Consider the following 24,655-nt stretch of genomic DNA (forward strand, 5'->3'; position numbering starts at 1 on the left):
GGGGGCGGGAGTTCCAGCAAGTGAGGAAGGTCCCTGATGCGCCTTGTCACCTACTCGATGGGTGTCTCGCTCGACGGGTACGTCGTCGGGCCTGACGGTGACTTCAGGTGGACCGCGCCCGACGCGGAGGTCTTCCGCTTCGTCACCGACGAGGTCCGCGAGGTCGGCGTACATCTGCTCGGGCGGCGGCTGTACGAGACGATGCTGTACTGGGAGACCGCCGATCAGGACCCCTCGCTCGACGACTCGATGCTCGAATGGGCCGCGCTCTGGAAGGCGTTGCCGAAGGTGGTGTTCTCCACGACGCTGTCGGCCGTGCGGGGCAATGCCCGGCCGGCCTCCGGCGGGCTCGCGGATGAGATCGAGCGGCTGCGGGCCGGGCCCGGTGAGGGGCACATCGCGATCGGCGGAGCGACCCTCGCCGCCGAGGCGGCCGCGCTGGGGCTGATCGACGAGTACCGGGCCAGGGTCTACCCGGTCCTGGTCGGCGGCGGCCTCCCGTTCTTTCCCCGCGGCGGGCGCCGGGTGGACCTCGAACTCGTCGAGACCCGCACTGTCAGCTCGAACGTCGTCTACCTGCGCTATCGCGTGCCGCGCTGAACTCATCCCACTTGAACCCGACTTGGGCGTGCACCACCCGCCAAGGCCTCCTCACGCCGCCTGCGACCAGATAGGCAGTTGCTCTTGAGCCGCGCTCCCAGCAATCTGGTCACCGCAGTACGAACTCACGGAGAGATCCCCGCGTTGTCACCTGACCCGAGCACCGTCCACCCCCTGCCCGAGCACGAGCGGGTGGTATTCCTCAAGCCACTGGTCCACGGGTCCAACGTCGAGGCGGGTGACTTCACCTACTACGACGACCCCGACGGCGCGACCGACTTCGTGCGGCGCAACGTGCTGTACGCGTACGGTCCGGAGCGGCTGGTCATCGGCAAGTACTGCGCGATCGCGACCGGCACCCGCTTCCTGATGGCGGGCGCCGCCCACCCGTCGATGGGGGTGTCCACCTTCCCGTTCACCATGTTCGGCGGGGAGTGGACCGAGCGGACTCTCGACCTCGTCACCGACATGCCGAGCCGAGGCGACACGGTGGTCGGCAACGACGTGTGGTTCGGATACGGAGCCACCGTCATGCCGGGCGTACGGATCGGCGACGGCGCGGTGATCGCGGCCGGGGCGATGGTCACTGCCGAAGGGTTGGGGCAGCAGCAGCGGTGATGCGCTGATCTGTTGGGGAGTACGCGGTCCCCGACCCGACCCGAACCAACACCACCGAGCAACCGAGCAACTGAACAGAAGGAACACCCCATGAAATACGCCCTCGTGATCTTCGAGACGGATGCGTCGCGCGCCCTGATCAAGGCCGACCGCGTCGCCTACCGCAAGGCGTACGAGACCTGGATCGGCGAGCTCGCGGCCGCGGGCAAGCTGGCGGGCGGCGACGCCCTGGAGACCGAGCAGCAAGGCCCCGTCACCGTGCGCAAGGCCGCGGACGGTTCTCCGGTGGTGACCGAAGGGCCCGTGCACGGCGGCGAGGAGACCCTCGGCGGCTGGTTCGTGCTGGAGGTGGCCGACCACGCCGAGGCCGTCGACGTGGCCCGCGGCTTCCCCGCCCCGGAGGCGCTGGAGCTCCGGCCGATCCTCGAATCCGCCTGAGAGTTTGAGAGTCCGGTACGGCGCGCCGTACCGGGACCTCAACACCCCGCCCCCACACAGGAGTTGATGTGACACCGCCGTCATCGGTGAGTTACCGGCCGCTGGCCGGGCCGGAGGAGATCGAACTCTTCCGCCGGCTCTCCTACGTCCTCGACCACGAACTGACCGAGGACTTCGCCGTCGGCTGCCGTCGGCCCGAGTGGACCTGGGTCGCCCTGGACGGCGACCGGCTCCTCGCCCGGCTCGCCTGGTGGACGAAACCGGGCGGTGACGTCCCGCTGCAGTTCGACTTCTTCGACGTCGACGACACGCTGCCCCCGGCCGACCGCCACGAGATCGGGCTGCGGCTTTTCGAGACGGCGAAGGCGGCCGTCTTCCCGGCCGGGGCCGAACTGCCGGAGTACGGCCGCTTCGTACCGCCCGACTGGCGCGAGGACCCCGCGTCCCGCGAGGTGGTCGAGTCCCGCACGCGCGTCCTGGAGAGCACGGGCGCGCGGCTGCTCGTCGAGCGTCTGCGGTTGCAGTGGACCCCGTCGTCCCCGCTCCCGGAGCCCAAGGGCCGCCTCGTCTTCCGTCCGGTGGCCGACCGTGCGGATCTCCTCGGCCTGATGACCCCGGTCATGGAGGGCACCCTCGACGCGCACGGCCAGGCTGATCTGGCCTCCGGCCTGAGCCCGCGCGAGGCGGCGGAACGCCATTACGACGAGGAGTTCGCCAAGTACACGAGCCCGCACGACTGGTGGCGTATCGCCGAACTCCCCGACGGGGGCGGCCCGGTGGGCTTCGTGGTGCCGGCCCGCAACACCTACCACCCGATCATCGCGTACATCGGTGTCCTGCCGGCGCACCGCGGCAACGGCTACATCGACGAGATCCTCGCCGAGGGCACCCGTGTCCTGGCTGCCGCGGGCGTCGACCGGATCAGGGCGGCGACGGACCTCGGCAACGTACCCATGGCGAAGGCCTTCGCCCGCGCCGGATACGTCAACTTCGAACGCGCCCTCAACCTGGTCTGGGACTGAGCCTGTTCCTGCGGGCGGTCCGCGGTCGAAGGTCGCGGCCGGGCGTTGTCAGTGCCCTCCAGTAGCCTTCCGGCCAGTCACACACCACCCGGAAGGACCCAGAGAGTTGACCGACGCGGCCGCGTTCCCCCTGCCTTTCACCGTTGCCCACTCGATGCCGACGGAGCTGCCCAGAACCCGGCGGGAGCTGGAGATGATCCAGTGCAGCGCCCACATCCGGTCGAAGCCGGAGTGGTCCGCGAAGTTGCAGGACCCCGAGATCGTCGCCAGGTGGACGCGGGAAGCGGCCGACCAGGGCATGACCGAGGCGCAGATACGGTACGTGCTGGCCGAACTCGCCTACTACGCCGGGCTGTTGGACGCGCGTACGGGCATCGAGGTGTCCGCCGTCGACGGCGTGTGGCAGTCGGACGCGCTGGTCGACGACGCGCTCAGGTCCCGGCTGCGTGCGGCGGTCCGGGTCCTTGAAGAGGTCCCCGAAGCCGAGCGGGACTGGCATCCGGGGTCCGACGGGCAGGTCCTTGACCTGGTGCACCCCTCGCTGTTCTGCAACGTACGTGAGGTGAGCGGCGGACCCGAGCGGGCGTGGGCGAGCCCGGTGGACAAGAGCTGGACGAAGTACCAGTTCTCGGAGAAGTTCCAGTGGCTGCCCACGGACGTCGAGGTCGGTGCCGACGGCGAGGTCTCCTTCCTCTCGTACGTCAACAACGTCCACCCCGTCGAGCACCGTGAACTCGCCGCTGTGCTACCGGAGTTGTTCGGCCGAGTGCTCCCGCTTTTCGAGAACGTACTCACCGATCTCCGGCACCCGAAGCCCCTGCGGATCGAGGTGGATCCGTACTCCTGGTACGACAGCAGCGAGCCGGTAGAGCCCGACGGCGACGACGAGGACGAGTACGCCGCGTACGCGGAAGCCAGGGACGACTGGTGGGCCAACCGCCGCGCGGACGTCCCGGACGCCCCGGAGTTCAGCGCTCCCGAGGCCCCCGATGACACCGCCCGGGTCGGCCTGCGCGGCCGGCGTCTCCAGGTCATCGCGAAGCTCGCCACCATCCAACTCACCCCGGACAAGCCCGAGTACGCCGGAGGTTCCTGGCATGTCGAGGGGATGATGAACGAGCGGATCGTGTCGACCGCCATCTACTACTGGGACAGCGAGAACATCACCGAGAGCCGGCTGAGCTTCCGGACCGCGGTCGACGACCCGGACTACGAGCAGAACGACGACGCCGGGGTGAGCGACGTCTACGGCCTGGACAACGAGGACCCGCTGAACCAGGTCCTCGGTTCGGCTGAGACGCCGTCGGGCCGCTGCCTGGCGTTCCCGAACATCCTGCAGCACCGCGTCGGTTCGTTCCGCCTCGCCGACGCCACGCGCCCCGGCCACCGCAAGATCCTCGCGTTCTTCCTGATCGACCCGTCGCAGCGGATCGTCTCGACCTCCGACATACCGCCGCAGCAGCCGTGGGCCGACACCTCGACCATGACGCTGAAGCAGGCCGAGGAGTACCGCGAACAGCTCATGCACGAGCGCAAGTTCTTCGTCGACGAGCACAACGAGCAGCTCTACGAGCGGGAGTTCTCCCTCTGCGAGCACTGAGCCACACCGTGCGGGCGGGGGAAGTACGGCATCCGCTACGGTGACGCGTTCGGTGATCGACGAGCCTGGGGGACTGCAGCGGTGGACGGACGGCAAGTGGTGGGGGCGCTGGCGGCGTTGGTCGCGGTCGTGGGTCTGGCCGGGTGCGGTGGCGGGGACCGGCCCGGCGAGGGTGGTCCGGACGTGCTCCCGAAGCCCACCGCCGTACGGACGAGCCCGCCCGCCGGGCCCGACCTCACGACGCCCACCGGGCCGGCCACCGCGCCCGGCCAGGACGACGCCCTCTCGTCCCAACAGGTCTTCACCGGCGAGGAGTTGAAGAAGGCGCTACTGCCGGACTCCGCCTTCGGCCGGAACCTGGAGCCGGGCGAGGCGCACACCACGCCCTTCGAGAGCGACCGTGAGAAGCGGCGCAGCGAGTGGGGGTTCTGCCTCGACGCCGCGCCCGACGAGGACCCGGACTGGCTGGGTCAGGGCGCGTACCGAGGCGCGATCACGACGGCCGTGTCGATGTACATCGACCGCAAGGCCAACGAAGGGCACGCGGTGGCCGAGCAGACGCTCACGTCGCTGCCCCTCGCCTCGGCCCGTGAACTGATGCGTGTCGAGCGGGACATCAGGGAGCACTGCCCGTCCTTCGCCTCCGACGCGGAAGCCGGTTCGGCCAGTGAGGAGTACGAGGTGGAGTCGGTGGACGGGATCGGGGACGAGGCGTTCCTGGAGACCCACACACTGAACTGGGAGGGCGAGCACACCTCGTACACCTTGCACGTCCGGGTCGGCGGTGTGCTGCTCACCTTCTCGGACGGCGAGGGCGCGGACCGCGACCACACCTTCGCGTGGGGCGCTCAGCTGGCCCGGCACGTGGGCACCACTCTGTACCCCTGACCGCCGCCGGACCCTCTCCTCAACTTCCCGCTCCCCGGCGTGATTTGTCACTGTTCCGCAACAGAGGTGAACCATGGCGCCGGACGTTCCGTATAGCCCGGTGCGGTGTGCGTGTCCCGAGGCACGCCCGTACCGCGGATACGGACCGGACGAGGAGAGGTACGGCCATGGCCGACGGCAACATCAGGATCAGCCCGGACGAGATGCGTGAGGCTTCCACCTGGCTGAAGACGCAGAAGGAACTGATGCAGCAGAGCCTGCACGAGGCCAACACCAAGATGGAGGAGATGGTCGAGGCCGCCTACGCCACCCCGGGCTCCGAGACCAAGTTCCGGCCGTTCTGGGAGGAGTACAAGAACGGCACCCAGGAGGCCATCGAAGGGCTGCAGGGCGTCAGCGAGTTCATCCAGCAGGTCGCCGACGCGTTCGTCGACACGGACGGCCAGACGTCCGGCGCCATCGGCTGACTTCTCGACCGCGGCCGGGTCCCGTGGCGTCACGGCGCCAGGGGACCCGGCCGGTTCGAGGAGGGAAAGGGAAAGAGGGAGGGAGAGGGACGCCATGTCGCGCATTCACATCCCGGTCGACGAACTCACCGACACGATGGACGCGTTGAAGGACATCCGCGCCCGGATCGACAAGACCGCGAGGCTGGACAACGTCGGCTCGGAGGACGATGTGGGCGACTCCGGTCTCGCCTCGGCCGTCAACGGCTTCGACAGCGCGTGGTCGGCCGGCCACGAACGGGTCCAGGAGAACGTGGACACGTTCAAGGACGCCGCGCAGGGAATCGTCGACAACTTCACGGCCACGGACGACGAGGCTGGGAAGGCGCTCGATGAATCCAAATGAGGCACAGGACGGGAACGGCCGGCCGCGGCTGCTGCCCTCCGACGAACGACCGCAGGGCGCCCCGGCGCGCTACACCCTGAAGTACCCGTCCACCTGGTCGCACCTCGACCTCGACCCGAACACCAGGGATGTCGCCCTCCGGCGGCAGATCGAGGAGCAGGCGGAGAGCTTGCGGGCGAAGGGCAAGGACGTGTCCCGCGAGGTGGTGGACGAGATGATCCGGACGTCCCGCAGGAGCGCCCGCGAGGCGTACGCGCAAGGCGCTCTGCAGGTCGCATCGCTGGTCGTGTTCCTCGCGGACGGCAGCCCGCTGTCCGCCACGGCCATGGTGCTGCGGACCCGTATCCCCGAGGACGAGTCGACGGACCTGGCGGAGCTGATGCTGGCCGGGGGGATGCAGGTCAACAGGACGTCGCCCGGCCGGGGTTCGGAGCTGAACCGCGTCCACATCATGGAGCTGCCCGAGGTGGGCAGCGTGGGGCGGATGACCTCCCTCGAGGACTTCGACTACAAGGGGCCGGCGCCCGTCCGCACCGCCGTGCACCAGGTCGTGATCCCCGTGCCGTCGAGCCGGGACCTGATGGCGCTCGTCAGCACGACCCCCAACATCAACATGGCCGAGAAGTTCTTCGAGGTGTTCGACGCCATCGCCGGGACCTTCCGGTTCCACGACGCCGAGGACCCCGGGACGCCCGAGGCTTCGCCGTCGAGTGAGGGAAGCGAGGTCGGGGCATGACACGGCCACCGCTGGCCGACTGGGAGTCGGTGTTCGGCCTCTCGGAGGACCCGACACCCGGCGACCCCGAGGTCCTCGAACAGCTCGCCTCGCAGTACGGGACCGTCTCCGAGGACGCCCTGTCCGCCCACTCCGTCGTCTCCCGGGTGGACTCGAACGAGCTGGGCGAGGGCGAGTCCATGGAGAAGCTGCGGAGCAAACTCAGCGACCTGCCCAAGCAGATGGGCAAGCTCCAGACCTCGTACGAGATGGCTTCCGGCGCGATCCTGAAGTACGCCGACCGCCTGCGGGAGAGCCAGCACCAGGCGGACCGGGCCCTCGACAAGGGCCGTGACGCGAAGGAGAAGCTGGACGCGGCCATCCTGGTCGCGGCCTCGGCGACCGCCCATGTGGAGGGCCTCGACAACGCGGAGACCCCGCCGCCCGACGACGAGGAGGCCCGCGGCAGCGCCCGGCGTGCGATGGCCGACGCGAAACAGGCGGAGGCCGAGGCCTCGCAGTCCGTCGAGTCGGCGGAGGCGGAGCTCGAAGCGGCCCGGCTGCTCGCCGTCGACGCGCAGGAGATCCGTACCTCCGACGCGGCCCTGGCCAAGCGGGAGTTGGAGGAGGCCGAGGACGAGGCGGTCGACGCGAAGGCCTGGTGGGAGAAGATCGGGGACTGGCTCAACCTGGCGTTCTCCGTCGTCGGCGCCATTCTCGGCGTCGTCGCCATGCTCGTCACCGGTCCCATCGCCGCTCTGGTCATCGGCGGGCTCTCCGTCCTCTTCGGAGTCGGGGCGGTGGTCCTCTCGATCGTGAAGGGGGCGCAGACCGGGGAATGGGATGTCTTCGGCATCGTCACGGGAATCGTGGGGGTCGTCCTGGGCGGGTTCGCCCTCGCGATCGGCAAGGGCATCAGCGCCATCGGCAAGGTCGGTCTTGGGCAATGGTTCAAGAACCTGTTCTGGTTCGTGCCGGCCGCGCAGGCGGAGAGCTACGAGTTCCAGATGTTCAACGCCCTGGGTGAAGTCATCCAGACCATCGCGCACGTCCCCAAGCCGGCCCTGTCGAAGCTGGACACCGTCATCAGCGGGCTCGGGCTCATCCTCAGCGTCGGCGGCTTCATCTACTCGATCGTCGACGCCTTCGACAAGGCGGACGGCGGCAAGGTGCACACGGCGCCGGCATGAGGGCTCCCGCCAGCCACGCCTGAGGGCCCCCGCCGATGTCGGCGGGGGCCCTCAACTCGTCCTTACAGGCGGTCAGTTCACGTCGGCGTCGGCGTCGGCGCCGGCCCCGGAACCGATCACTGTCTCCGGCACCTGCACCGTGCGAAGCACCCCGTCCGCGAGGTGCAGGATCGCCCTGCCCGTACGGGCCGCGCCCAGCCGGCTGCGGGGCACCTTGACGCCGATCAGCTCGCCGTCGCTCATGTTCTGCGGCTTCAGGAGCAGACCGCACCGGTTCCGGCGGGCCTCGGCGTGCCAGCCGGAGAACCCGGAGGAGAGCCGGTCGGTCTGTCCGGCGATGACCAGGCCGCGGCCGGTCTCCGCACCGGTCTTGGCGATCTGGGTGAGGACCGGCTCCGCCTTCGTCTTGAGCAGCAGATCGGCGTCGTCGAGCAGCACCACCACCCCGTCCGGCGCCGAGGCGAGAGCCGCCTCCAACGCGTCCGGAGCGATGTCCGCTTCGTCGAACACGGCGAGCACACCGGGCCGCCCGGCGAGGTCCCGCAGCGGGGACCGTGCGGGCGCCCCGATGACGACGGACGTCCCGGCCGAGAGCAGGGACAGCGCGAGCGTCACCAGGACCGTACTGCGTCCCGAACGGGCCGGGCCCGCGACGAGGAACGTCGGCGTCAGGGCGAAGTCCGGCCCGTAGGCGGCGAGTTCGTCACCGCCGACACCGGCGAGCGCCAGGCGCGGCCGCGGCTCCCGTACGTACGCGGCGGCGTCCGCGTAACCGATCCGGTCCGGCAGGGTGTCGACGCGGAACGGGCGGGTGCGGGCGGGCAGTGCGGCGGCCCGCTCCCGGCACTCGGCGGCGATCCCCTGGAGCGCCGCGGCCTGGGCCTGGCCGCCCGGATCGTCGGTGAGCAGCGCGATCTGCACTTCCGCCTTGTCGGCGGCGCGCAGGGCCCGGCCCGGCGGGATCTCCTCGGGCACGTTCCGCTGGGTCACGCCGATCATGCCGTACTCGGACTTGTCGTTGAGCTTGAGGACCAGCTTGTCCTCGGTGGAGTTGCCGACGCGGCTGGAGAACAGCGCCCGGTCACCGCTCATGATCAGGTGGATGCCCGCACTGGCTCCGTCCCGCAGCAGCGCGAGCACCGCGTTGAGCAGGTTGCCCGCGTCGTACTCGCCGAGGGTCTTGTCGAAGACCTCCCAGCGGTCGAGGAACACCACGATGTGCGGGGGCCGTTCGTCCTCCGGCAGGGCGCGCCGGAGTTCCGGCAGGTCGGCGCTGCCGCGGGCGGCGAGCAGCTCCTGACGGCGCCCGAGCTCCGCCGTGAGCCGGGCGAGCAGCCGGGCCACCCGGTCGGGCTGGGTGCGCTGCGTGACGGCGCCGCAGTGCGGCAGGCCCTCCATGGCGAGCAGCGCGCCGTTGCCGCAGTCGATGCCGTACATGTGCAGCTGGGCGGGGGAGTGGGCGCGGGCCAGGGTGCCGGCGATGGTGCGCAGCGTCTGCGACCTGCCCTGCCGCGGGGAGCCGACGATGTGCAGGTGCCCCAGGGTGGCCGGGTCGATCACAAGGGCGCGGCGCGCCTGCTCGGCGGGCAGGTCCACGACGCCGTACGCGACGGGCGCGAGGTCGTACCCGGCGGCGGCCGGTGCGGGCGGCAGCTCGCCGACGACCAGGCGCTGCGGCAGCGGCGCCAGCCACGGGCTGTGCTGGGCGGGGATACCGAGTTCACGGTCGGCGCCGCGGATCGCCTCGACGAGGTCGTTGAGGTCGGTCTCGGCCTCGTTCCCGGCACGCACGGCACGGCGCGGCCGCGGCGGCAGCGGCTGGCCGAGCTGGTCCCAGCCGACCACGACGGCCCGCGGCTCCGGCAGCGCGGCCGAGGACGCGCCGGGCCTGCGGCCACCCACCCGGCCGGTCTGGAACGGTACGAGGGAGTTCTGGCCGAGCCGTACGAAGGCGCGGCCCGGGTTGCTCTGCGAAATCCCGGCCGCGTCCGAGGAGTTGAGGACGTCCTGGCTCTCGCTGGAGTCCGTCACCCGCAGCGCGATCCGCAGGTTGGTGTTGGCGCGGATCTCGGAGGAGACGACACCGCTGGGGCGCTGGGTGGCGAGGATCAGGTGGATGCCGAGGCTGCGCCCCCGCTGCGCGATGTTGACCAGGCCCTTCACGAAGTCGGGCAGGTCCCGCACCATCGACGCGAACTCGTCGATGACGATGAGGAGTCGGGGCATCGGCGGGCGGCCCGCGGCGGGCTCCCGGTCGAGGAGGTCGACGTAGTCCTCGATGTCCTTGGCGCCCGCCGCGGCGAGGATGTGCTCGCGCCGGGTGAGTTCCGCGGTGAGGGAGACCAGGGCGCGCTGGACGAGATGCGCGTCCAGGTCGGTGACCATGCCGACGGTGTGCGGGAGTCGGACACAGTCCTTGAACGCCGAGCCGCCCTTGTAGTCGACGAGGACGAACGTCATCGCGTCCGGCCGGTTCGCCACCGCGAGCGAGGCCACGAGCGTCTGGAGGAGCTCGGACTTGCCGGAGCCGGTGGTACCGGCGACCAGGCCGTGCGGGCCGTCCCGGCGCAGGTCCAGGTAGAACGGACCGTCGAGGGAGACGCCGACGGCGGCGCGGGTGGAGCGACCGCCGGCCTGCCAGCGGGCGCGGATGTCATGGGCCTGCGGCGGGTCGAGGGCAAGCACGTCCAACAGGCGTGCGGAGCCCGGGAGTACGGCGGCCTCCTCGTCCGAGCCGCCCGGGTCGCGCAGCGGCCCCAGGGCGCGGGCCAGGGAGCGGCACCAGTCGAGCGAGACGAGGTCGGGCCGGATACCGGTGACGGTGCCCGCCCCGGAGCGGCCCGCCCGCAGGGTGCCGCCGGGCTCCTCGGCGACGACGGCCTGGCACTCCTCGGGCAGCAGCCGCTCCTCGGTGTCCAGGCAGATCGCCCGGACACCGACGGCGGGCCCGTCGCGCAGGATCTGCACGATGCCGGGCAGCGAGCGCAGCCTCCGGGCGCCGTCGAGCACCACGAGCACATCGGGTTCCTGGACCGCGTTCCGCTTGTCCGTCCGGCCGCGGCGCTCCGCGATCAGCGCCGTGAGTTCCGCGACCCGGCGCGCGGAGGTCTCGGTTCCGGCGCCGATGCTGGCCAGGGTGTCACCGGACTTCTTCCGTACGTGCGGCAGCCAGCGCATCCACGCCCAGCGGTCCCGGTCGCCGCCGCCCGCAGTCAGCAGGTGGATCTGCAGGTCGCGCGGGCTGTGCAGGACGGCGGCCTGGGCGACGGCCCAGCGCGCCACCGCGTGCGCGGCCTCCCCGGTACCGGCGATGCCGAGGACGTCGTGCTCGCGCAGCGGCACGGTCACCGGCACGTCGAGCGCGGTCCACGGATCCTGGCGCCGGTGCTCGTCCTTGGTGGGGTCGCGGAGTACGACATCGGAGGGCTGGTCGGCGGTGCCGACCCGCAGTTCGAGGAAGTCCGCGTCCGACGTGCGGCGTTCCCACAGGCGACGGCGCGGGCCGACGGCCGTGAGGATGACATCGGCCGGGTCGGGGAAGCCGCGGCGGCGCGCGGTGCGCTCCGCCTCGAGGGCCTGCTGCGCGTCGCCCTCGATGCGCTCCTTCTTCTCCTTGTACGCGGCCAGCGCCTCGGCGTACGACTGGCGCCCGCCGCGCCGGTTCATCAGGTAGTTGCCCAGGACGGCCACCGGGGAGAGCAGCCCGAAAAGCAGCATCGAGGGCCGCTGGAAGATCGTCGCTCCGGCCACGGCCATCACCAGCGGAACCGCCGCGGCGATCCACGGCAGGCTCCGATGGGCGGGCGGCTGCGGCGGCGAAGGCAGCGTGAACCGTGTACTCGCCTCGGCGGGACGCAGCCGCGGCGGCCGGTTGTAGTCCCGCCCGGTGCCGTCCTCGGAGGGTTCGAGAGCCGCGTCCGGCCGCTGCGAAAGCGACAGTTCAAGCAGACAGCCGCCTACGAGGAGCTGCGCGCCGGGGGCCCAGGCCACGTCCCCCTCGATGTCCTCACGGTCCAACTGCAGTGCCCCCGCCCGCCGTTCGGCACCGTCCGGGACGATACGGCAGCGTCCGCGCGGGCCGACCTGGAGCGTGGCGTACGGCTGCGAGGGGGACTGGCGGAGCACCTGCGGGGTGCCGTCGTGCGCGAGGCCGACGCGGTAGTCGCCGATGTCGAGCCGGTGCACAGCGCCCGCGCCCCGCCCGCCGACCGCACGGACCTCGACGAGCCCCGCGGGCTCGGCCAGTTGCGCCACGGGCGGCCGGCTGAGCCCCACGACGGCAGCGTGATGGAGCGGCGCGTCCCGCAACAGCATGCCGGCGGGCAGCAGCCGGCCGTCCGCGTACAACCCCGACCCGTCCGGCGGCAGCGGGATGCCGCCCGCCTCGGCCAGCGCACGCGCGACAGCACCCACGGTGGTGTCGGGGTCGGCGTCGAGGTGGACGTCGAACGCGTCCCCGCCTCCCTCGACCACGGTCAACATCAACGACACAGGACGTCCTCCAGCTGGGCGTGATTGCGGGGGCCGCGGGGGCGCCGCACGGCGGTTCCGGGCCACTGCTGTGACCTACGGACCGGACGCCGGAACGGTTCACCCCGCCCGCGCGGGACGGTCTGTGGGGCGGTGCGGTGTGTGGGGCGGTGCGGTCTGTGTGTGGGGGCGTTGTGAACCATCCGCCGCCGCGGCCCGTAGTGCCCATCGGACGCAGGCCGCGGCCGCGGAACGCGCCCGTTCACGATCGCCCCGGTTTCCGGTGCCGAGGCGGCCCGACAAGGAGTCAGAAGATGATCTGGTACGTCGCTCTGGCAGTGGTGCTGGGGCTGGCGCTGATCGGTGCGGTGGTCGCGCTGATCGTCACCGAGCAGCGGAACCGCCCGCCGAAACCCGTCGTCGCTTCCGCCGCCGTCGTGGAACGGGAGGCGCTCGACGTCATCGACGCGGGACTGCGACGCCTCACGGGCGAATGCCTGCGCTCCGGCCGGGCCCTGCCCGACCTGTACGGCGTCGTCTACTCGGGGGAGCGGATCGACCTGCTGCTCGCCGGTACGGAGGACAGCGCGCCCGAGCCGTGGACCGCCGAGGCGGACGGCGAACGCTGGACCGCGACCCGCGAGGCGCTGGAGCGGCCGGGACCCGAGGGCGAACCGGCGCTCCCCTTCGCGCTGACCGTCACGGTGGGCACGTCCGGGCCCGACCGGGCGCTCGTCGACTTGTCCAGGTCAGGGTCGACCGTCTCCGTGGCGGGCCCCGACGAGGAGGTACGCCGCTGGGCGCGGGCCGTCGTCACCGAGGTGCTGACCGGTCCCGTGGGCGGCCTTGCCGAGGTCACCCTGGTGGGTTCGCTGGCCACGGACGCGACCCTGAACGGTGCCGGGCTTCGCTCCTCGCGGCTCTACACCGCGGCCAGCCTGGAGGAAGGGCTGTCCAGGACCTCCGGCGCACCGGTCGCCCCGGCGGGCGGGTCGGCCGACGTGACGCAGATCTTCCGGCTCATCGAGGGCCGCAGCCAGTTGGCCGTGGAGGGGGAGGCGCCGCACCTGTTCGTGGTGGACGCCTCCCAACTCCCCAGGCGAGAAGGGGCACTTGAGGCGCTGCGGTCCGGGGACGCGGTGCTCGTCCTCGGTGACGCGCCCGCCGCATGGCGCTGGCGGGCCGGTGCCGACGGTTCGCTCGACACCGGCCCGCTCGGTCTCGACATCGACCGGCACGCGGGACGCCTCGGGTGAGGCTCGGCGTGCCGGTCGTGCGGGTGCCGGTCGTGAGGGTGCCGGGCGCGCTGAGGGTGCGGCTCAGGCGGCGTCCCGGCCCCTTTCCTCCGGCTCCCACAGGTCGAGGCCACGGTCGTTCAGCGCCCGGCGCAGGGCACGGGCCGCGTAGTACGTACGGGACTTGACGGTGCCGGGAGGTACGCCGAGCACGGCGGCCGTCTGGTTCACGCTCCGGCCCATGTAGTGCACGTGCAGGAGGACTTCACGCTGCATGGGACGGAGGTCCCGCAACGCCTCCGTCACCACGTGGGCGGTGAGGACACGGTCGACTCCGTCGGACACCGGGAGGTGGGTGAGTTCCGGGTCGCCGGTCTCGGGCGGCCGGGCCTGGCGGGCCCGGTGCCCGTCTATGACGAGGTTGCGCAGCACGGTGAACAGCCAGGGGCGCATGGACTCGGCGGCCTGGCCGAACTCGTCCGCGTGGCGCCAGGCGCGGATCGCGAGCTCCTGCAGTACGTCCTCGGCGCGGTGCCAGTCACCTTCGAGGCGCGCGGCGAACTGCAGCAACGCGCTTCCGTGACAGTCGTAGAGGGTCCGCAGGAACTCCTCGTGGTCGAGTCGCCGGGGCCGACGGGGTATTTCGGCTCCGGGGGTCCGGTGGAGCGGTTCGCTCCCCCGGACCTGGCGGGGTACGCGGTCTTCGGGTGAAACCGTGGCCGACAAGGGCCTGTTCCTCTCCGGTCGTTCTATGAGGGGTGACGGACAACGGCCGGCGGTGGCAGGGCCGAGCGCGTGGCGGCACGGTCGGCCTTGAATACCGAGGTCATTTACGGGCGGGGCCCGACGGCCGTGGTCACTTCGGTTCTTCGGCGGCGAGGGAAGAGACCTCGTCCGCGCTCAACTCGCGTTCGTAGGCGTGCACATCGGCGATGTCGCCGTTCCAGAAGTCGGCCGGGCGTCCGCTGCTCTTGCCGCGCCCGATCACGAGGCTGCCCGGCTCCTGCGGGCGCACGGACGTCTTGCGCTCGCCGGCCGGTGCGCCGTCGACGTAGATCCGCATCGTCTTCTCGCTCTGGCTGTAGGTGCCGACGAGGTGGTACCAGCGGCCGATCTCGGGCTTGCCGGTGGACTCGGCGAGCGTCCGGGTGCCCGGGAAGCTGAAGGCGAACCGCTGGTCGGAGCCGGAGTACTGGAGGAAGAAGGTGCTCAGCCTGGGGCCGTCCTGGGAGACCGCCGTGCGGAAGCCCTGGTCGGTGTGGAGCCGCACCCGGGCCGCGACGGAGTAGTCCTTCTTCGCCGTGTCGAGGACCGGGATCCCCACGTTGGCGCCGCCGCCGTCGCCGTTCAGGCTGAGAGCGCCGCCGTTCGGCCCGTCCTCCGCCCACTCGACGAGGTCGTTGGGCACGGCGTCGCGCTCACCGGCTCGGGCCGTCCCCGAACCGTGCAGCGGCCACCAGCCGTCGCCCGCAAGCGACTTGGCGGTGTCGCCGCCACCCTCCGACGAGCCGGGCTTTCCGCTGTCCGAGGCCTGTTCGTCGGACGACTCCCAGGTTACGATCCCGAAAACGGCGAACCCCAGTGCGATGGTCAGCACGGCGATCAAGGACAAAAGTGACCATCTGCGCGTCATGATCTCCCCATAAAGATGAAGCGGAACAAAGCTTTCATCTGTAGATCACGGATGGCCGCCGGTTCTGGTTCACCGTTGAACCGTAATCGGCCTGATTCGTGTGCCCGCGGTACGTGCGGACCTTCCCGTGGACGGGGCATGGTCGTCGCCCTTCTGGTGAGACACGGAAGCGGTGGAGCCGTGCGCCGCACCCTAGGAGCGTGCCCGTGCGATGTGCCAAGGGTGTTGCGGCTTCTGCGTTTCGGCCAGGTATGGCCAGTAACTCCCCGTGCGCGCAGGCCTGTTGAGGGTCGGCGCGGGTGTCGGGCCTCAGGCCTCAGGTGTCGCGGGGCGCTGGAGCGCGATCATCGCCGCGTCGTCGCTCAGGTGGCCGCCGACATGGCGCAGCAGGTCGCGCTGGAGGCGGCGCAGGAAGCTGTCGGGGTCGGGCTCGGTCCAGCCGGTGACGCGTTCGGTGAGCGGGTAGAACGTGCCGGTCGAGTCGCGGGCCTCGGTGACGCCGTCCGTGTACAGGAGCAGAAGGTCTCCGGGCTCGAAGGGGAAGCGGTCCACGTGGTAGCGGGGGCGGGCCAGTTCGCCCAGGCCCAGTGGGGGCGCGGGTTGGCGGGCGTGCATCGTCGTCGGGCGTCCTTCGCGCAGGACGAGCGGTGGCGGGTGCCCGCAGGCGATCATCTCGACATGGCCGCCGCGGTCGGGGATGTCCAGGACGACAGCGGTGATGAACGTTTCCCCGGAGCGGTCCGTCTCGCCCGGCTCCGCCAGGTCCCAGCACACGCTCCCGTCGAGGTACGTCACCAGCTCGCCCAGGCTCGCCTGCCGGTGCGCCGCGGCACGGAACGCGCCGAGCAGCAGCGCCGCGTCGCCGACCGCGGTCATCCCCTTGCCCCGCACGTCCCCGACGATCAGGCGGGTGCCGGAAGCGGTGCGCGCCGCCGCGTACAGGTCACCGCCGATCTGCGCCTCCGCCTCGGCGGCGAGGTAGCGGGAGGCGACGCGCAGCGGCCCGAGGTGCTGGGGCAGGGGCGGCAGGACGACGCGCTGGGCGGTCTCGGACACGAACCGCACCTGGGTCAGCTCCCGGTCGCGGCGCTCCCGCACCGCGCAGAAGACCACGAGGCTTGCTCCGACCAGGATCAGGGCGATGATCTGCGCCTGGTGGTTGGCCGAGAACAACTCGTCCGGGTCGCGCAGCACCCCGATCGTGGCCTGCGCGGCCACCGCGAGCGCGGCGACGAGGCCCACCGTCCAGGGCCCGCCGAACGACGCGGTGATCGCCGGGGCGGCGACGAGGAGCGGGCCCAGATGAATGTCGGGCGGCGCGAGAACGTCGATCACGGTCACCGCGACGATCCACGCGACCGGGACGGCCACCCACGCGCGTCCCGCACGCACCGACCGGCGAAGTCCTGTGAGGTGCTGCGACACCCCTCATCTCTACACCGGCCCTGCCCGGCCCGCACCGGCAGAGCTGCTGGGCGGGCCGGGTACGGAACGGTCCGCTAGTCGTAGTACGCGTCGTACTGCTGTTGCTGCTGCTGGGCCTGGTACGCGTCGTCCTGCGCCTGCTGGGACCGGCGGGCGTCGTCCTGGGCCTGCTGGGCGCGGTGCGCGTCGTCCTGGGCCTGCTGGTGCGCGGCCCGCTCCTCCTCTTCCCGGCGCCGACGGCGACGGGCCTCCTCCTCTTCGTCCCTGCGGCGGCGAGCGGCTGCCTCGTTGTCGCTGAACTCGCTGGACATGGCGACTCCTTCGCGGTTGTACTCCCGTCCAGCGTGGGGATCCGGCTCCATGAACGCCAGACCGCGTGACCAGGGCGGAGGGCGCGTCACCGCAACCCCGAGATGCGGAACACCGTCCGGGCCGTCTCGCCCTCGACCCGCCGGGACAGCTCCCGTACCGCCGTCGCCCCGCAGAGCAGCAGGCCCCGCTCGGCGGAGACGCGGGCGCCCTCGTCGAAGAGGTGCCAGAGGTCCGGGTGGCGGGTCAGCACGTCCGGGTCGAGTTCGACGTGCCCTCCGTGGGCGTCCCGGAGCAGCAGACGGCGTGAGACTCCGTCCACCCAGCGGACGGCGACCAGCGCGTCGGTGCGCACCCAGCGCGTCCGCAGCAGCCCGCGCGTGGCCAGCCACCCAGGGCCCGCCGTGACCCGGGGCGGAAGGAGCACGACAAAGAGCAGTGCACCGAGCCCGGTCCACAGTCCGCTACGGGGGACGGTGAGCCCACCGGCGAACACGTCCACGAGCAGCAGCAGTACGAGGAGCAGACCCGCGCAGAGGGCGGCGTCGCGGCACTCGTCGCCCCAATCGTGCGCGTGGGCAAGGGAGTTGGGGGCGGATTCGGGTCCCGTTGACGCGGCTGAGGGGCTTCCCATACCTCCCGAGGCTAGGAACACCGACCCCCGCCGGCGGCGGCCTTGGCGGTTTGCTGACGCCGCGCAGACGTGACCTTGACCCCCGAGGGTGACCCCGTGGCCTCCACCACCGCCGTCAGGGACGCGTACGGAACGCGGCCCGTGGCGCGAAGGACCCGTAAGGGCCGGGAGACCGGGGGCGGCGGCGGACGGAGCCTGAGCGGACCCGTTCCTGAAGGAGTACGCGTACATGTCCGTCCTGACCGCCGAGTCCGGCACCGCACCCGCCGCAGAGGAACCGCCGGACAGCGGCGAACGGCACCGGCTCACCGCCGTGACCGGGCTCGCCGCGCTCTCCCTCGACGCGATGGCGTCCGTGGCGTACGGGCCGGAGGCGATCGTCCTCGTACTCGCCGCGGCCGGGGGAGCGGGCCTCGGGTTCACGCTCCCCGTCACGCTCGCCATCGCCGGTCTGCTCGCCGTCCTCGTCGCCTCCTACCGGCAGGTGATCGCCGCGTTCCCGGACGGCGGCGGCTCCTATGCCGTGGCCGAACGGCACTTGGGCCGGCGCACGAGCCTGGTCGCCGCCGCCTCCCTCGTACTCGACTACGTACTGAACGTCGCCGTCGCCGTCACCGCCGGTGTCGCCGCGCTGACCTCCGCCTTCCCCGAGCTGTACGGCGACCGCCTGGCCATCTGCCTCGGGGTGCTCGTGCTCGTCACGGCCGTGAACCTGCGCGGCATCGTCGAGTCCGCGAAGGTGTTCATCGCGCCCACCGCCGTGTTCATCGCCGCGGTCCTCACGCTGATCGCCGTCGGCCTGTTCCGGGACGGCCCCGTGTCCACCGCGGCCGCCGACGGCCGGGCCGCCGCGCTCGCGGACAACGCCACGACGGTGGGTGCGCTGCTCCTCCTCAAGGCCTTCGCGTCCGGCTGCTCGGCGCTCACCGGCGTCGAGGCCATCGCGAACGCCGTGCCCGCGTTCCGTGAGCCGCGTGCCCGACGGGCCAAGGACGCGGAGGTCGCCCTCGGGGTGCTCCTCGGCCTGATGCTGGTCGGCCTCGCGGTGCTGATCTCCCGCTTCGGCCTGCGTCCGGTCGAGGGCGTCACCGTCCTCGCCCAGCTCGCGGACGCCACCCTCGGCCACAACTGGGCTTTCTACGTCGTCCAGTTCGCGACGATGCTCCTGCTCGCCCTGTCCGCGAACACCTCCTTCGGCGGTCTGCCGGTCCTGCTCAAGCTGCTCGCCCGGGACAACTGCCTGCCGCACGTCTTCGCCCTCAAGGCCGACCGGCAGGTGCACCGGCACGGGGTGCTCGCGCTCGCCGTCGTATCGGCCGCGCTCCTGGTGTTCTCCGGCGGCGACACCAACACCCTCGTACCGCTGTTCGCGATCGGCGTCTTCGTCGGCTTCACCCTCGCCCAGACCGGCATGGTGCTGCACTGGCACCGCGAGCGCGGCCCGAAGTGGGCGGCCAAGGCGGTCCTCAACGGGCTCGGCGCGCTGCTCACCGGCGTGAGCGCGGTCGTCGTGACCGCGACCAAGTTCCACGACGGCGCCTGGCTGATCGTGGTCGCGCTGCCGCTCCTGATGCTCGCCTTCGAGACCGTGCACCGCGCGTACGCGCACATCGGTGAGCGGCTCGGCCTCGGCCGCGTGCCCGAACTCCCGCGCGGCGACCGCTCGTTGGTGATCGTGCCGGTCGGCGGCCTGTCGAAGCTGACCCGTGAGGCGCTGAACGCGGCGGTCTCGCTCGGCGACGAGGTGCGCGCCGTGACCGTGACCTTCGACGAGCCCGACGACCGCGAGGCCGCGGCCGCCCTGATGCGCGACTGGGAGCTGTGGAACCCGGGCGTCGACCTGGTCGAGCTCAGATCCCGGCACCGCACCGTGGGGCGTCCCGTCGCCGCGTACGTACGGAAGATCCACACCTACCGTCCGGGCACCCGCGTCACCGTCCTCATCCCCGAGGCGGAGCCGGCCCACGTCTGGCAGCGGATCCTGCAGAACCAGCGGGGAGCGGTCGTCGCGCACGCCGTGCGCCGGGACACGGACGCGGTGATCTGCCGCCTCCGCTTCCGGCTGCGCTGACGCCCGCTCCGGGGCGTACCCCGGCCGCCTGAGGGTGCCCCGTCCGCGTCCACCACGCGCCTGCCGCGCCACCTTTTCGCAGGTCAGCCACGGATTGGCTACGGCGGCGTATGGGCCTCGTCAAGAGCGTGCGGTGCGCCGTATGGGAGCCGTCAACGGGGCTCGTAGGGGGTCACCGGAAGGGTTTTCCTCTACTCGGCAGAGCAATCGGGCGACCGAGCAATCAGTCGACCGGGCAATCCATCTCATCCATCCACGTCCTTCAGGAGCTCACGATGGCCGATCTGGCCTTCGTCGTCACCACGATCGCGGTCTTCGCGCTGGTGGCCCTTGTCGCCAAGGGGGTGACCAAGCTGTGACCGCCGAGAACGTCGTCGGAATCGTCGTGGCCGTCGCCCTCCTCGGCTACCTCGTCCTCGCCCTCGTCAAGCCGGAGAGGTTCTGAGGCCCGCAAATGACTCCTGAACTCGCCGGTGTGCTCCAGCTGCTCGTGCTCATAGCGGCTCTGGCGCTCGTCTACCGGCCCCTCGGTGACCACATGGCCCGGGTCTACTCCTCCGACCGCCACCTGCGCGTGGAGAAGTGGATCTACAAGGCCATCGGCGCCAACCCGAACGCCGAGATGCGCTGGCCCGCCTACCTGCGCGGCGTCCTCGCCTTCTCCGCTGTGGGTGTGATCTTCCTCTATCTGCTGCAGCGGCTGCAGGGTGTGCTGCCCGGCTCGCTCGGCTTCGTGTCGATCGACCCGGACCAGGCGTTCAACACGGCCGCGTCGTTCGTGGCGAACACCAACTGGCAGTCGTACTACGGCGAGCAGGCCATGGGCCACGTCGTGCAGACCGGTGGGCTCGCGGTGCAGAACTTCGTGTCGGCGGCCGTCGGCATGGCGGTCGCGGTCGCTCTCGTACGGGGCTTCGCGAGGTCCCGTACCGGTGAACTCGGCAACTTCTGGGCCGACTTGGTGCGTGGCGTCGTACGGATCCTGCTGCCGATCGCGGTGCTCGGCGCGATCGTCCTGGTCGCCTGCGGCGTCATCCAGAACTTCGCCGGGATCCACGAGGTCGGCCAGTTCTTGAATGAGCACAGCGCGGGTGGTTCGCAGCAGTGGCAGGGCGGCGCCTACGCCTCGCAGGAGGTCATCAAGGAGCTGGGCACCAACGGCGGCGGCCTTGCCAACGCCAACTCCGCCCACCCCTTCGAGAACCCGAACCCGTTCTCCAACCTCTTCGAGATCTTCCTGATCCTGCTCATCCCGTTCGCGCTGACCCGGACCTTCGGCAAGATGGTCGGCTCGGTCAAGCAGGGCTACGCGATCCTCGGCACGATGGCCGTCATCTGGATCACCTTCACGGCCCTGATGATGTGGACCGAATTCGCGGGCAGGGGCGAGGCGTTCGAGATCGCCGGCGGTGCGATGGAGGGCAAGGAGACCCGCTTCGGCATCGCAGGCTCCGCGATCTTCTCGGTCGCCACCACACTCACCTCGACCGGCGCGGTCAACTCCTTCCACTCCTCCAACACCGGCTTCGGCGGCGGCCTCAACCTGCTCGGCATGCAGCTCGGCGAGATCGCGCCCGGCGGTGTCGGCTCCGGCCTCTACGGCATGCTGATCATGGCGATCATCGCGGTGTTCATCGCCGGCCTGATGGTCGGCCGTACGCCGGAGTACCTGGGCAAGAAGATCGGCACCCGCGAGATCAAGTTCGCCGCCTGCTACATCCTCATCACCCCGGCCCTCGTCCTCGGCTTCACCGCGGCCGCGATGGCCCTGGACACCCCCGCCGACTCGATGACCAACTCGGGCGCGCACGGCTTCTCCGAGATCCTGTACGCGTACACCTCGGGCGCCAACAACAACGGCTCCGCGTTCGCCGGTCTCAACGCCGACACGCAGTGGTTCAACAGCACCATCGGCATCGCCATGCTGCTCGGCCGGTTCCTGCCCATGGTGTTCGTGCTCGCCCTGGCCGGTTCGCTGGCCGAACAGCGGCCCATCCCGGCCACCGCGGGCACCCTGCGTACCGAGAAGCCGCTGTTCACCGGCCTGGTCGCGGGCACCATCCTGATCGTCACCGGCCTGACGTACTTCCCCGCTCTGGCCCTCGGCCCGCTCGCGGAAGGACTCGCGGCATGAGCAACGACCTCAAGAAACCGCAGGAGCCCGGCACCATGTCCACGGACACCCCGACCAGGGCCCCGCACAGCGACGTGCCCACCGGTCACAAGCAGGACACCGGCAAGGTGGGGGCGGGCCTCTTCGACCCCGCCCAGCTGGTCAAGTCCCTTCCGGACGCGGTCCGCAAGCTGCACCCCAAGGTCATGGTCAAGTCCCCGGTCATGTTCGTGGTCCTGGTCGGCTCGGTGGTCACCACCGTGCTCGCCGCCCTGAACCCCGGCGACTGGTTCGGCTGGGCCATCACCGCCTGGCTCTGGCTCACCACACTCTTCGCCAACCTGGCGGAGGCGGTCGCGGAGGGCCGCGGCAAGGCCCAGGCCGACACCCTGCGCAAGGCCAAGACCGACACGGTGGCCCGCCGCCTCGTCGGCCCGAACGAGGAACGCGTCCCCGGCACCGATCTGCGCATCGGCGACCTCGTGGTGTGCGAGGCGGGCGACATCATCCCCGGCGACGGTGACGTGGTCGAGGGCGTGGCCTCCGTCGACGAGTCGGCGATCACCGGTGAATCCGCCCCCGTCATCCGGGAGTCGGGCGGCGACCGCTCGGCCGTCACCGGTGGCACCAAGGTGCTCTCCGACCGCATCGTCATCAAGATCATGACGAAGCCCGGCGAGACGTTCATCGACCGCATGATCAACCTGGTCGAGGGCGCCGCCCGGCAGAAGACGCCCAACGAGATCGCCCTGAACATCCTGCTCGCCTCGCTGACCATCGTCTTCCTGCTCGCGGTCGTGACCCTGAAGCCCTTCGCGATCTACGCGGGCGCCGACGACCAGACCTCACTGATCGTCCTCACCGCCCTGCTCGTCTGCCTGATCCCGACGACGATCGGCGCACTGCTCTCCGCCATCGGCATCGCGGGCATGGACCGCCTGGTGCAGCGCAACGTACTGGCCATGTCCGGCAGGGCAGTTGAAGCCGCCGGTGACGTGTCGACGCTGCTGCTCGACAAGACCGGCACCATCACCCTCGGCAACCGCCAGGCCGCCGAGTTCGTGCCGGTACGCGGCACGACGGCCGCCGAACTCGCCGACGCCGCGCAGTTGTCCTCGCTGGCCGACGAGACGCCCGAGGGCCGCTCGATCGTGGTCCTCGCGAAGGAGAAGTACGGCCTTCGTGAGCGTCACCAGGGAGAGCTGACCGGAGCCGAGTGGGTCCCGTTCACGGCGCAGACCCGCATGTCGGGCGTGGACGTGGACGGCCGCAAGGTCCGTAAGGGCGCGACCGGTTCGGTCATCGCCTGGGTCAAGGAACGTGGGGGCGAGGTCGCCGAGGATGCGCGGGAACTCAACGACCGGATTTCACAGGCTGGTGGCACGCCGCTGCTTGTGGCTCTGGAAGACGCTGACGGAGCCCGGGTCCTCGGGGTGATCCACCTCAAGGACGTCGTCAAGGAGGGCATGCGCGAGCGGTTCGTGGAGCTGCGCCGTATGGGCATCAAGACGGTCATGATCACGGGCGACAACCCGCTGACGGCCAAGGCCATCGCCGAGGAGGCGGGCGTCGACGACTTCCTCGCGGAGGCGACGCCCGAGGACAAGATGGCGCTGATCCGGAGCGAGCAGGCGGGCGGCAAACTCGTCGCGATGACCGGCGACGGCACCAACGACGCGCCCGCGCTCGCGCAGGCCGATGTGGGCGTGGCCATGAACACCGGCACGTCCGCCGCGAAGGAGGCCGGCAACATGGTCGACCTCGACTCCAACCCGACGAAGCTCATCGAGATCGTCGAGATCGGCAAGCAACTCCTCATCACCCGGGGCGCGTTGACGACGTTCTCCATCGCCAACGACGTGGCGAAGTACTTCGCGATCATCCCGGCGATGTTCGCGGTGGCCTACCCCTCGCTCGACCGGCTCAACATCATGAACCTGTCGTCCCCTCAGTCCGCGATCCTCTCCGCGGTCGTCTTCAACGCGCTGGTCATCGTCGCCCTCGTACCGCTGGCCCTCAAGGGGGTGCGGTACCGGCCGATGAGCGCCGACAGGATGCTGCGGCGCAACCTCGGCGTCTACGGCCTGGGCGGCCTGATCGCGCCGTTCATCGGCATCAAGCTCATCGACGTACTCATCTCTCTCATCCCCGGCATTGGGTGAAGCGGCCATGAACAACTCCCTGGCAAACAGCGCCCGGTTGATCGGCGCGGGCCTGCGTGCCCTGATCGTCCTCACCGTGATCTGCGGCGTCATCTACCCGCTGTTGGTGACCGGCGTCGCCCAAGCCCTGTTCAACAACAAGGCCAACGGCTCCGAGGTCAAGGACTCCACGGGCCGGGTCGTCGGCTCCGAACTCATCGGCCAGCGCTACGACTTGCCGCTGAAGAAGGGCGAGGAGACCCCTGCCCCCGACCTGAAGTGGTTCCAGCCCCGCCCGTCCAACGGCCTCGGCATCAACACCGTGAACAAGCAGTACGAGTTGATCCTGTCCGGCGCGACCAACCGTGCCGGGGACAACGCCGAGCTGATCAAGTGGGTGCGGGACGCCAAGGCTGCCGTGGTCAAGGACAACTCCACGCCCGACTACAAGGTCAAGCCCTCCGACGTACCCGCCGAGGCCGTCACCTCCTCCGGCTCCGGCCTCGACCCGCACATCTCCCCGCAGTACGCGAAGCTCCAGGCACACCGGGTCGCGCAGCGGAACCACCTCGACGTCACCGTGGTCGAGAAGCTGGTGAACGACCACACGGAGGGCCGCGCCCTCGGCTTCATGGGGGAGCCCCGGGTGAATGTGCTTCAGCTCAATGTGGGGCTCAAGGAGGTGATGGGGGAGGGGTGAT

21 protein-coding genes and 2 pseudogenes are annotated in these 24,655 nt (G+C 70.8%); 17 read left to right on the plus strand and 6 right to left on the minus strand.

Annotated features, from left to right (window positions below; translation table 11 throughout):
- Window positions 1-36: 36 nt before the first annotated feature.
- The 10 genes and pseudogenes from GUY60_RS12825 to GUY60_RS12870 all read left to right on the plus strand — a co-directional run bounded on the left by GUY60_RS12825 (window position 37) and on the right by GUY60_RS12870 (window position 7,923).
- The gene (locus tag GUY60_RS12825; RefSeq protein ID WP_161697090.1) at window positions 37-600 is read left to right on the plus strand and encodes a dihydrofolate reductase family protein; all 564 of its coding nucleotides are present in this window, start codon (window positions 37-39) and stop codon (window positions 598-600) included.
- Between the two features lie 144 nt (window positions 601-744).
- Window positions 745-1,194, plus strand: a pseudogene (locus GUY60_RS12830) (CatB-related O-acetyltransferase); the annotation flags it as partial.
- Between the two features lie 114 nt (window positions 1,195-1,308).
- Window positions 1,309-1,656, plus strand: coding sequence for a YciI family protein (locus GUY60_RS12835; protein WP_161697093.1), 348 nt, complete (start codon window positions 1,309-1,311; stop codon window positions 1,654-1,656).
- A gap of 452 nt (window positions 1,657-2,108) precedes the next feature.
- Window positions 2,109-2,627, plus strand: a pseudogene (locus GUY60_RS40050) (GNAT family N-acetyltransferase); the annotation flags it as partial.
- Window positions 2,548-4,278 carry a DUF4246 domain-containing protein gene (locus GUY60_RS12845; RefSeq protein ID WP_446696998.1) on the plus strand — a complete coding sequence of 577 codons (1,731 nt, stop codon included), beginning with the start codon at window positions 2,548-2,550 and terminating at the stop codon, window positions 4,276-4,278. The pseudogene GUY60_RS40050 and the gene GUY60_RS12845, both read left to right, overlap by 80 nt.
- Window positions 4,279-4,359: 81 nt before the next feature.
- On the plus strand, window positions 4,360-5,166 hold the full coding sequence (locus GUY60_RS12850) for a hypothetical protein (protein WP_161697099.1): 807 nt from the start codon (window positions 4,360-4,362) through the stop codon (window positions 5,164-5,166).
- 167 nt (window positions 5,167-5,333) lie between these two features.
- Window positions 5,334-5,633 carry a WXG100 family type VII secretion target gene (locus tag GUY60_RS12855; RefSeq protein ID WP_161697101.1) on the plus strand — a complete coding sequence of 100 codons (300 nt, stop codon included), beginning with the start codon at window positions 5,334-5,336 and terminating at the stop codon, window positions 5,631-5,633.
- Between the two features lie 94 nt (window positions 5,634-5,727).
- Entirely contained in the window at window positions 5,728-6,018 is a 291-nt protein-coding gene (locus tag GUY60_RS12860; RefSeq protein WP_161697102.1) for a hypothetical protein, read from the plus strand.
- Window positions 6,005-6,754: a hypothetical protein gene (locus tag GUY60_RS12865; RefSeq protein WP_187370000.1), complete on the plus strand. Its 750-nt coding sequence runs from the start codon at window positions 6,005-6,007 to the stop codon at window positions 6,752-6,754. The genes GUY60_RS12860 and GUY60_RS12865 overlap by 14 nt, the downstream gene beginning before the upstream one ends.
- Window positions 6,751-7,923 carry a DUF308 domain-containing protein gene (locus GUY60_RS12870; RefSeq protein ID WP_161697104.1) on the plus strand — a complete coding sequence of 391 codons (1,173 nt, stop codon included), beginning with the start codon at window positions 6,751-6,753 and terminating at the stop codon, window positions 7,921-7,923. Before GUY60_RS12865 ends, GUY60_RS12870 begins: the two co-directional genes overlap by 4 nt.
- 72 nt (window positions 7,924-7,995) lie before the next feature.
- Here the strand turns inward: GUY60_RS12870 and GUY60_RS12875 are convergent, their stop codons facing one another.
- On the minus strand, window positions 7,996-12,405 hold the full coding sequence (locus GUY60_RS12875) for an FtsK/SpoIIIE domain-containing protein (protein WP_161697125.1): 4,410 nt from the start codon (window positions 12,403-12,405) through the stop codon (window positions 7,996-7,998).
- A 302-nt stretch (window positions 12,406-12,707) separates the two neighbouring features.
- Here GUY60_RS12875 and GUY60_RS12880 point away from each other — a divergent pair, with 302 nt between their 5' ends.
- Window positions 12,708-13,649, plus strand: a complete 942-nt coding sequence (locus GUY60_RS12880) for a hypothetical protein (RefSeq protein WP_161697106.1) — start codon at window positions 12,708-12,710, stop codon at window positions 13,647-13,649.
- Window positions 13,650-13,712: 63 nt separating this feature from the next.
- Here the strand turns inward: GUY60_RS12880 and GUY60_RS12885 are convergent, their stop codons facing one another.
- The gene (locus tag GUY60_RS12885; protein WP_187370003.1) at window positions 13,713-14,270 is read right to left on the minus strand and encodes a sigma-70 family RNA polymerase sigma factor; all 558 of its coding nucleotides are present in this window, start codon (window positions 14,268-14,270) and stop codon (window positions 13,713-13,715) included.
- Between GUY60_RS12885 and GUY60_RS39480 the strand changes: the two genes are divergently transcribed.
- A complete protein-coding gene (locus tag GUY60_RS39480) occupies window positions 14,208-14,339 on the plus strand; it encodes a hypothetical protein (RefSeq protein WP_281368444.1) in 132 nt (43 codons plus the stop codon). The genes GUY60_RS12885 and GUY60_RS39480 overlap by 63 nt on opposite strands.
- A 145-nt stretch (window positions 14,340-14,484) precedes the next feature.
- On the opposite strand, the gene GUY60_RS12890 is transcribed toward GUY60_RS39480, so the two are convergent.
- The 4 genes from GUY60_RS12890 to GUY60_RS12905 all read right to left on the minus strand — a co-directional run bounded on the left by GUY60_RS12890 (window position 14,485) and on the right by GUY60_RS12905 (window position 17,629).
- Complete coding sequence (locus GUY60_RS12890) at window positions 14,485-15,225, minus strand: LamG domain-containing protein (RefSeq protein WP_312866285.1); 741 nt, start codon at window positions 15,223-15,225, stop codon at window positions 14,485-14,487.
- Between the two features lie 345 nt (window positions 15,226-15,570).
- Window positions 15,571-16,686, minus strand: a complete 1,116-nt coding sequence (locus GUY60_RS12895; RefSeq protein WP_161697112.1) for a PP2C family protein-serine/threonine phosphatase — start codon at window positions 16,684-16,686, stop codon at window positions 15,571-15,573.
- A gap of 74 nt (window positions 16,687-16,760) precedes the next feature.
- Window positions 16,761-16,997 carry a hypothetical protein gene (locus GUY60_RS12900; protein WP_161697114.1) on the minus strand — a complete coding sequence of 79 codons (237 nt, stop codon included), beginning with the start codon at window positions 16,995-16,997 and terminating at the stop codon, window positions 16,761-16,763.
- Window positions 16,998-17,083: 86 nt separating this feature from the next.
- Complete coding sequence (locus GUY60_RS12905) at window positions 17,084-17,629, minus strand: hypothetical protein (RefSeq protein ID WP_246234881.1); 546 nt, start codon at window positions 17,627-17,629, stop codon at window positions 17,084-17,086.
- A 229-nt stretch (window positions 17,630-17,858) separates the two neighbouring features.
- On the opposite strand from GUY60_RS12905, the gene GUY60_RS12910 reads away from it, so the two are divergent.
- The 5 genes from GUY60_RS12910 (at window position 17,859) to GUY60_RS12930 (ending at window position 24,654) form a co-directional block, all read left to right on the plus strand.
- Window positions 17,859-19,700, plus strand: a complete 1,842-nt coding sequence (locus tag GUY60_RS12910) for an APC family permease (RefSeq protein WP_161697116.1) — start codon at window positions 17,859-17,861, stop codon at window positions 19,698-19,700.
- A 355-nt stretch (window positions 19,701-20,055) separates the two neighbouring features.
- On the plus strand, window positions 20,056-20,145 hold the full coding sequence (gene kdpF / locus GUY60_RS12915; protein WP_161697118.1) for a K(+)-transporting ATPase subunit F: 90 nt from the start codon (window positions 20,056-20,058) through the stop codon (window positions 20,143-20,145).
- Between the two features lie 9 nt (window positions 20,146-20,154).
- The gene (gene kdpA, locus GUY60_RS12920; protein ID WP_161697121.1) at window positions 20,155-21,834 is read left to right on the plus strand and encodes a potassium-transporting ATPase subunit KdpA; all 1,680 of its coding nucleotides are present in this window, start codon (window positions 20,155-20,157) and stop codon (window positions 21,832-21,834) included.
- 35 nt (window positions 21,835-21,869) lie between these two features.
- Window positions 21,870-23,975 (plus strand): potassium-transporting ATPase subunit KdpB, encoded by a 2,106-nt coding sequence (kdpB, locus tag GUY60_RS12925; protein WP_161697129.1) that lies wholly within the window; start codon window positions 21,870-21,872, stop codon window positions 23,973-23,975.
- Window positions 23,976-23,982: 7 nt separating this feature from the next.
- A complete protein-coding gene (locus GUY60_RS12930; RefSeq protein WP_161697123.1) occupies window positions 23,983-24,654 on the plus strand; it encodes a potassium-transporting ATPase subunit C in 672 nt (223 codons plus the stop codon).
- Window position 24,655: the final 1 nt, after the last annotated feature.

The organism is Streptomyces boluensis, assembly GCF_009908195.1.
GTDB classification, from domain to species: Bacteria; Actinomycetota; Actinomycetes; order Streptomycetales; family Streptomycetaceae; genus Streptomyces; species Streptomyces boluensis.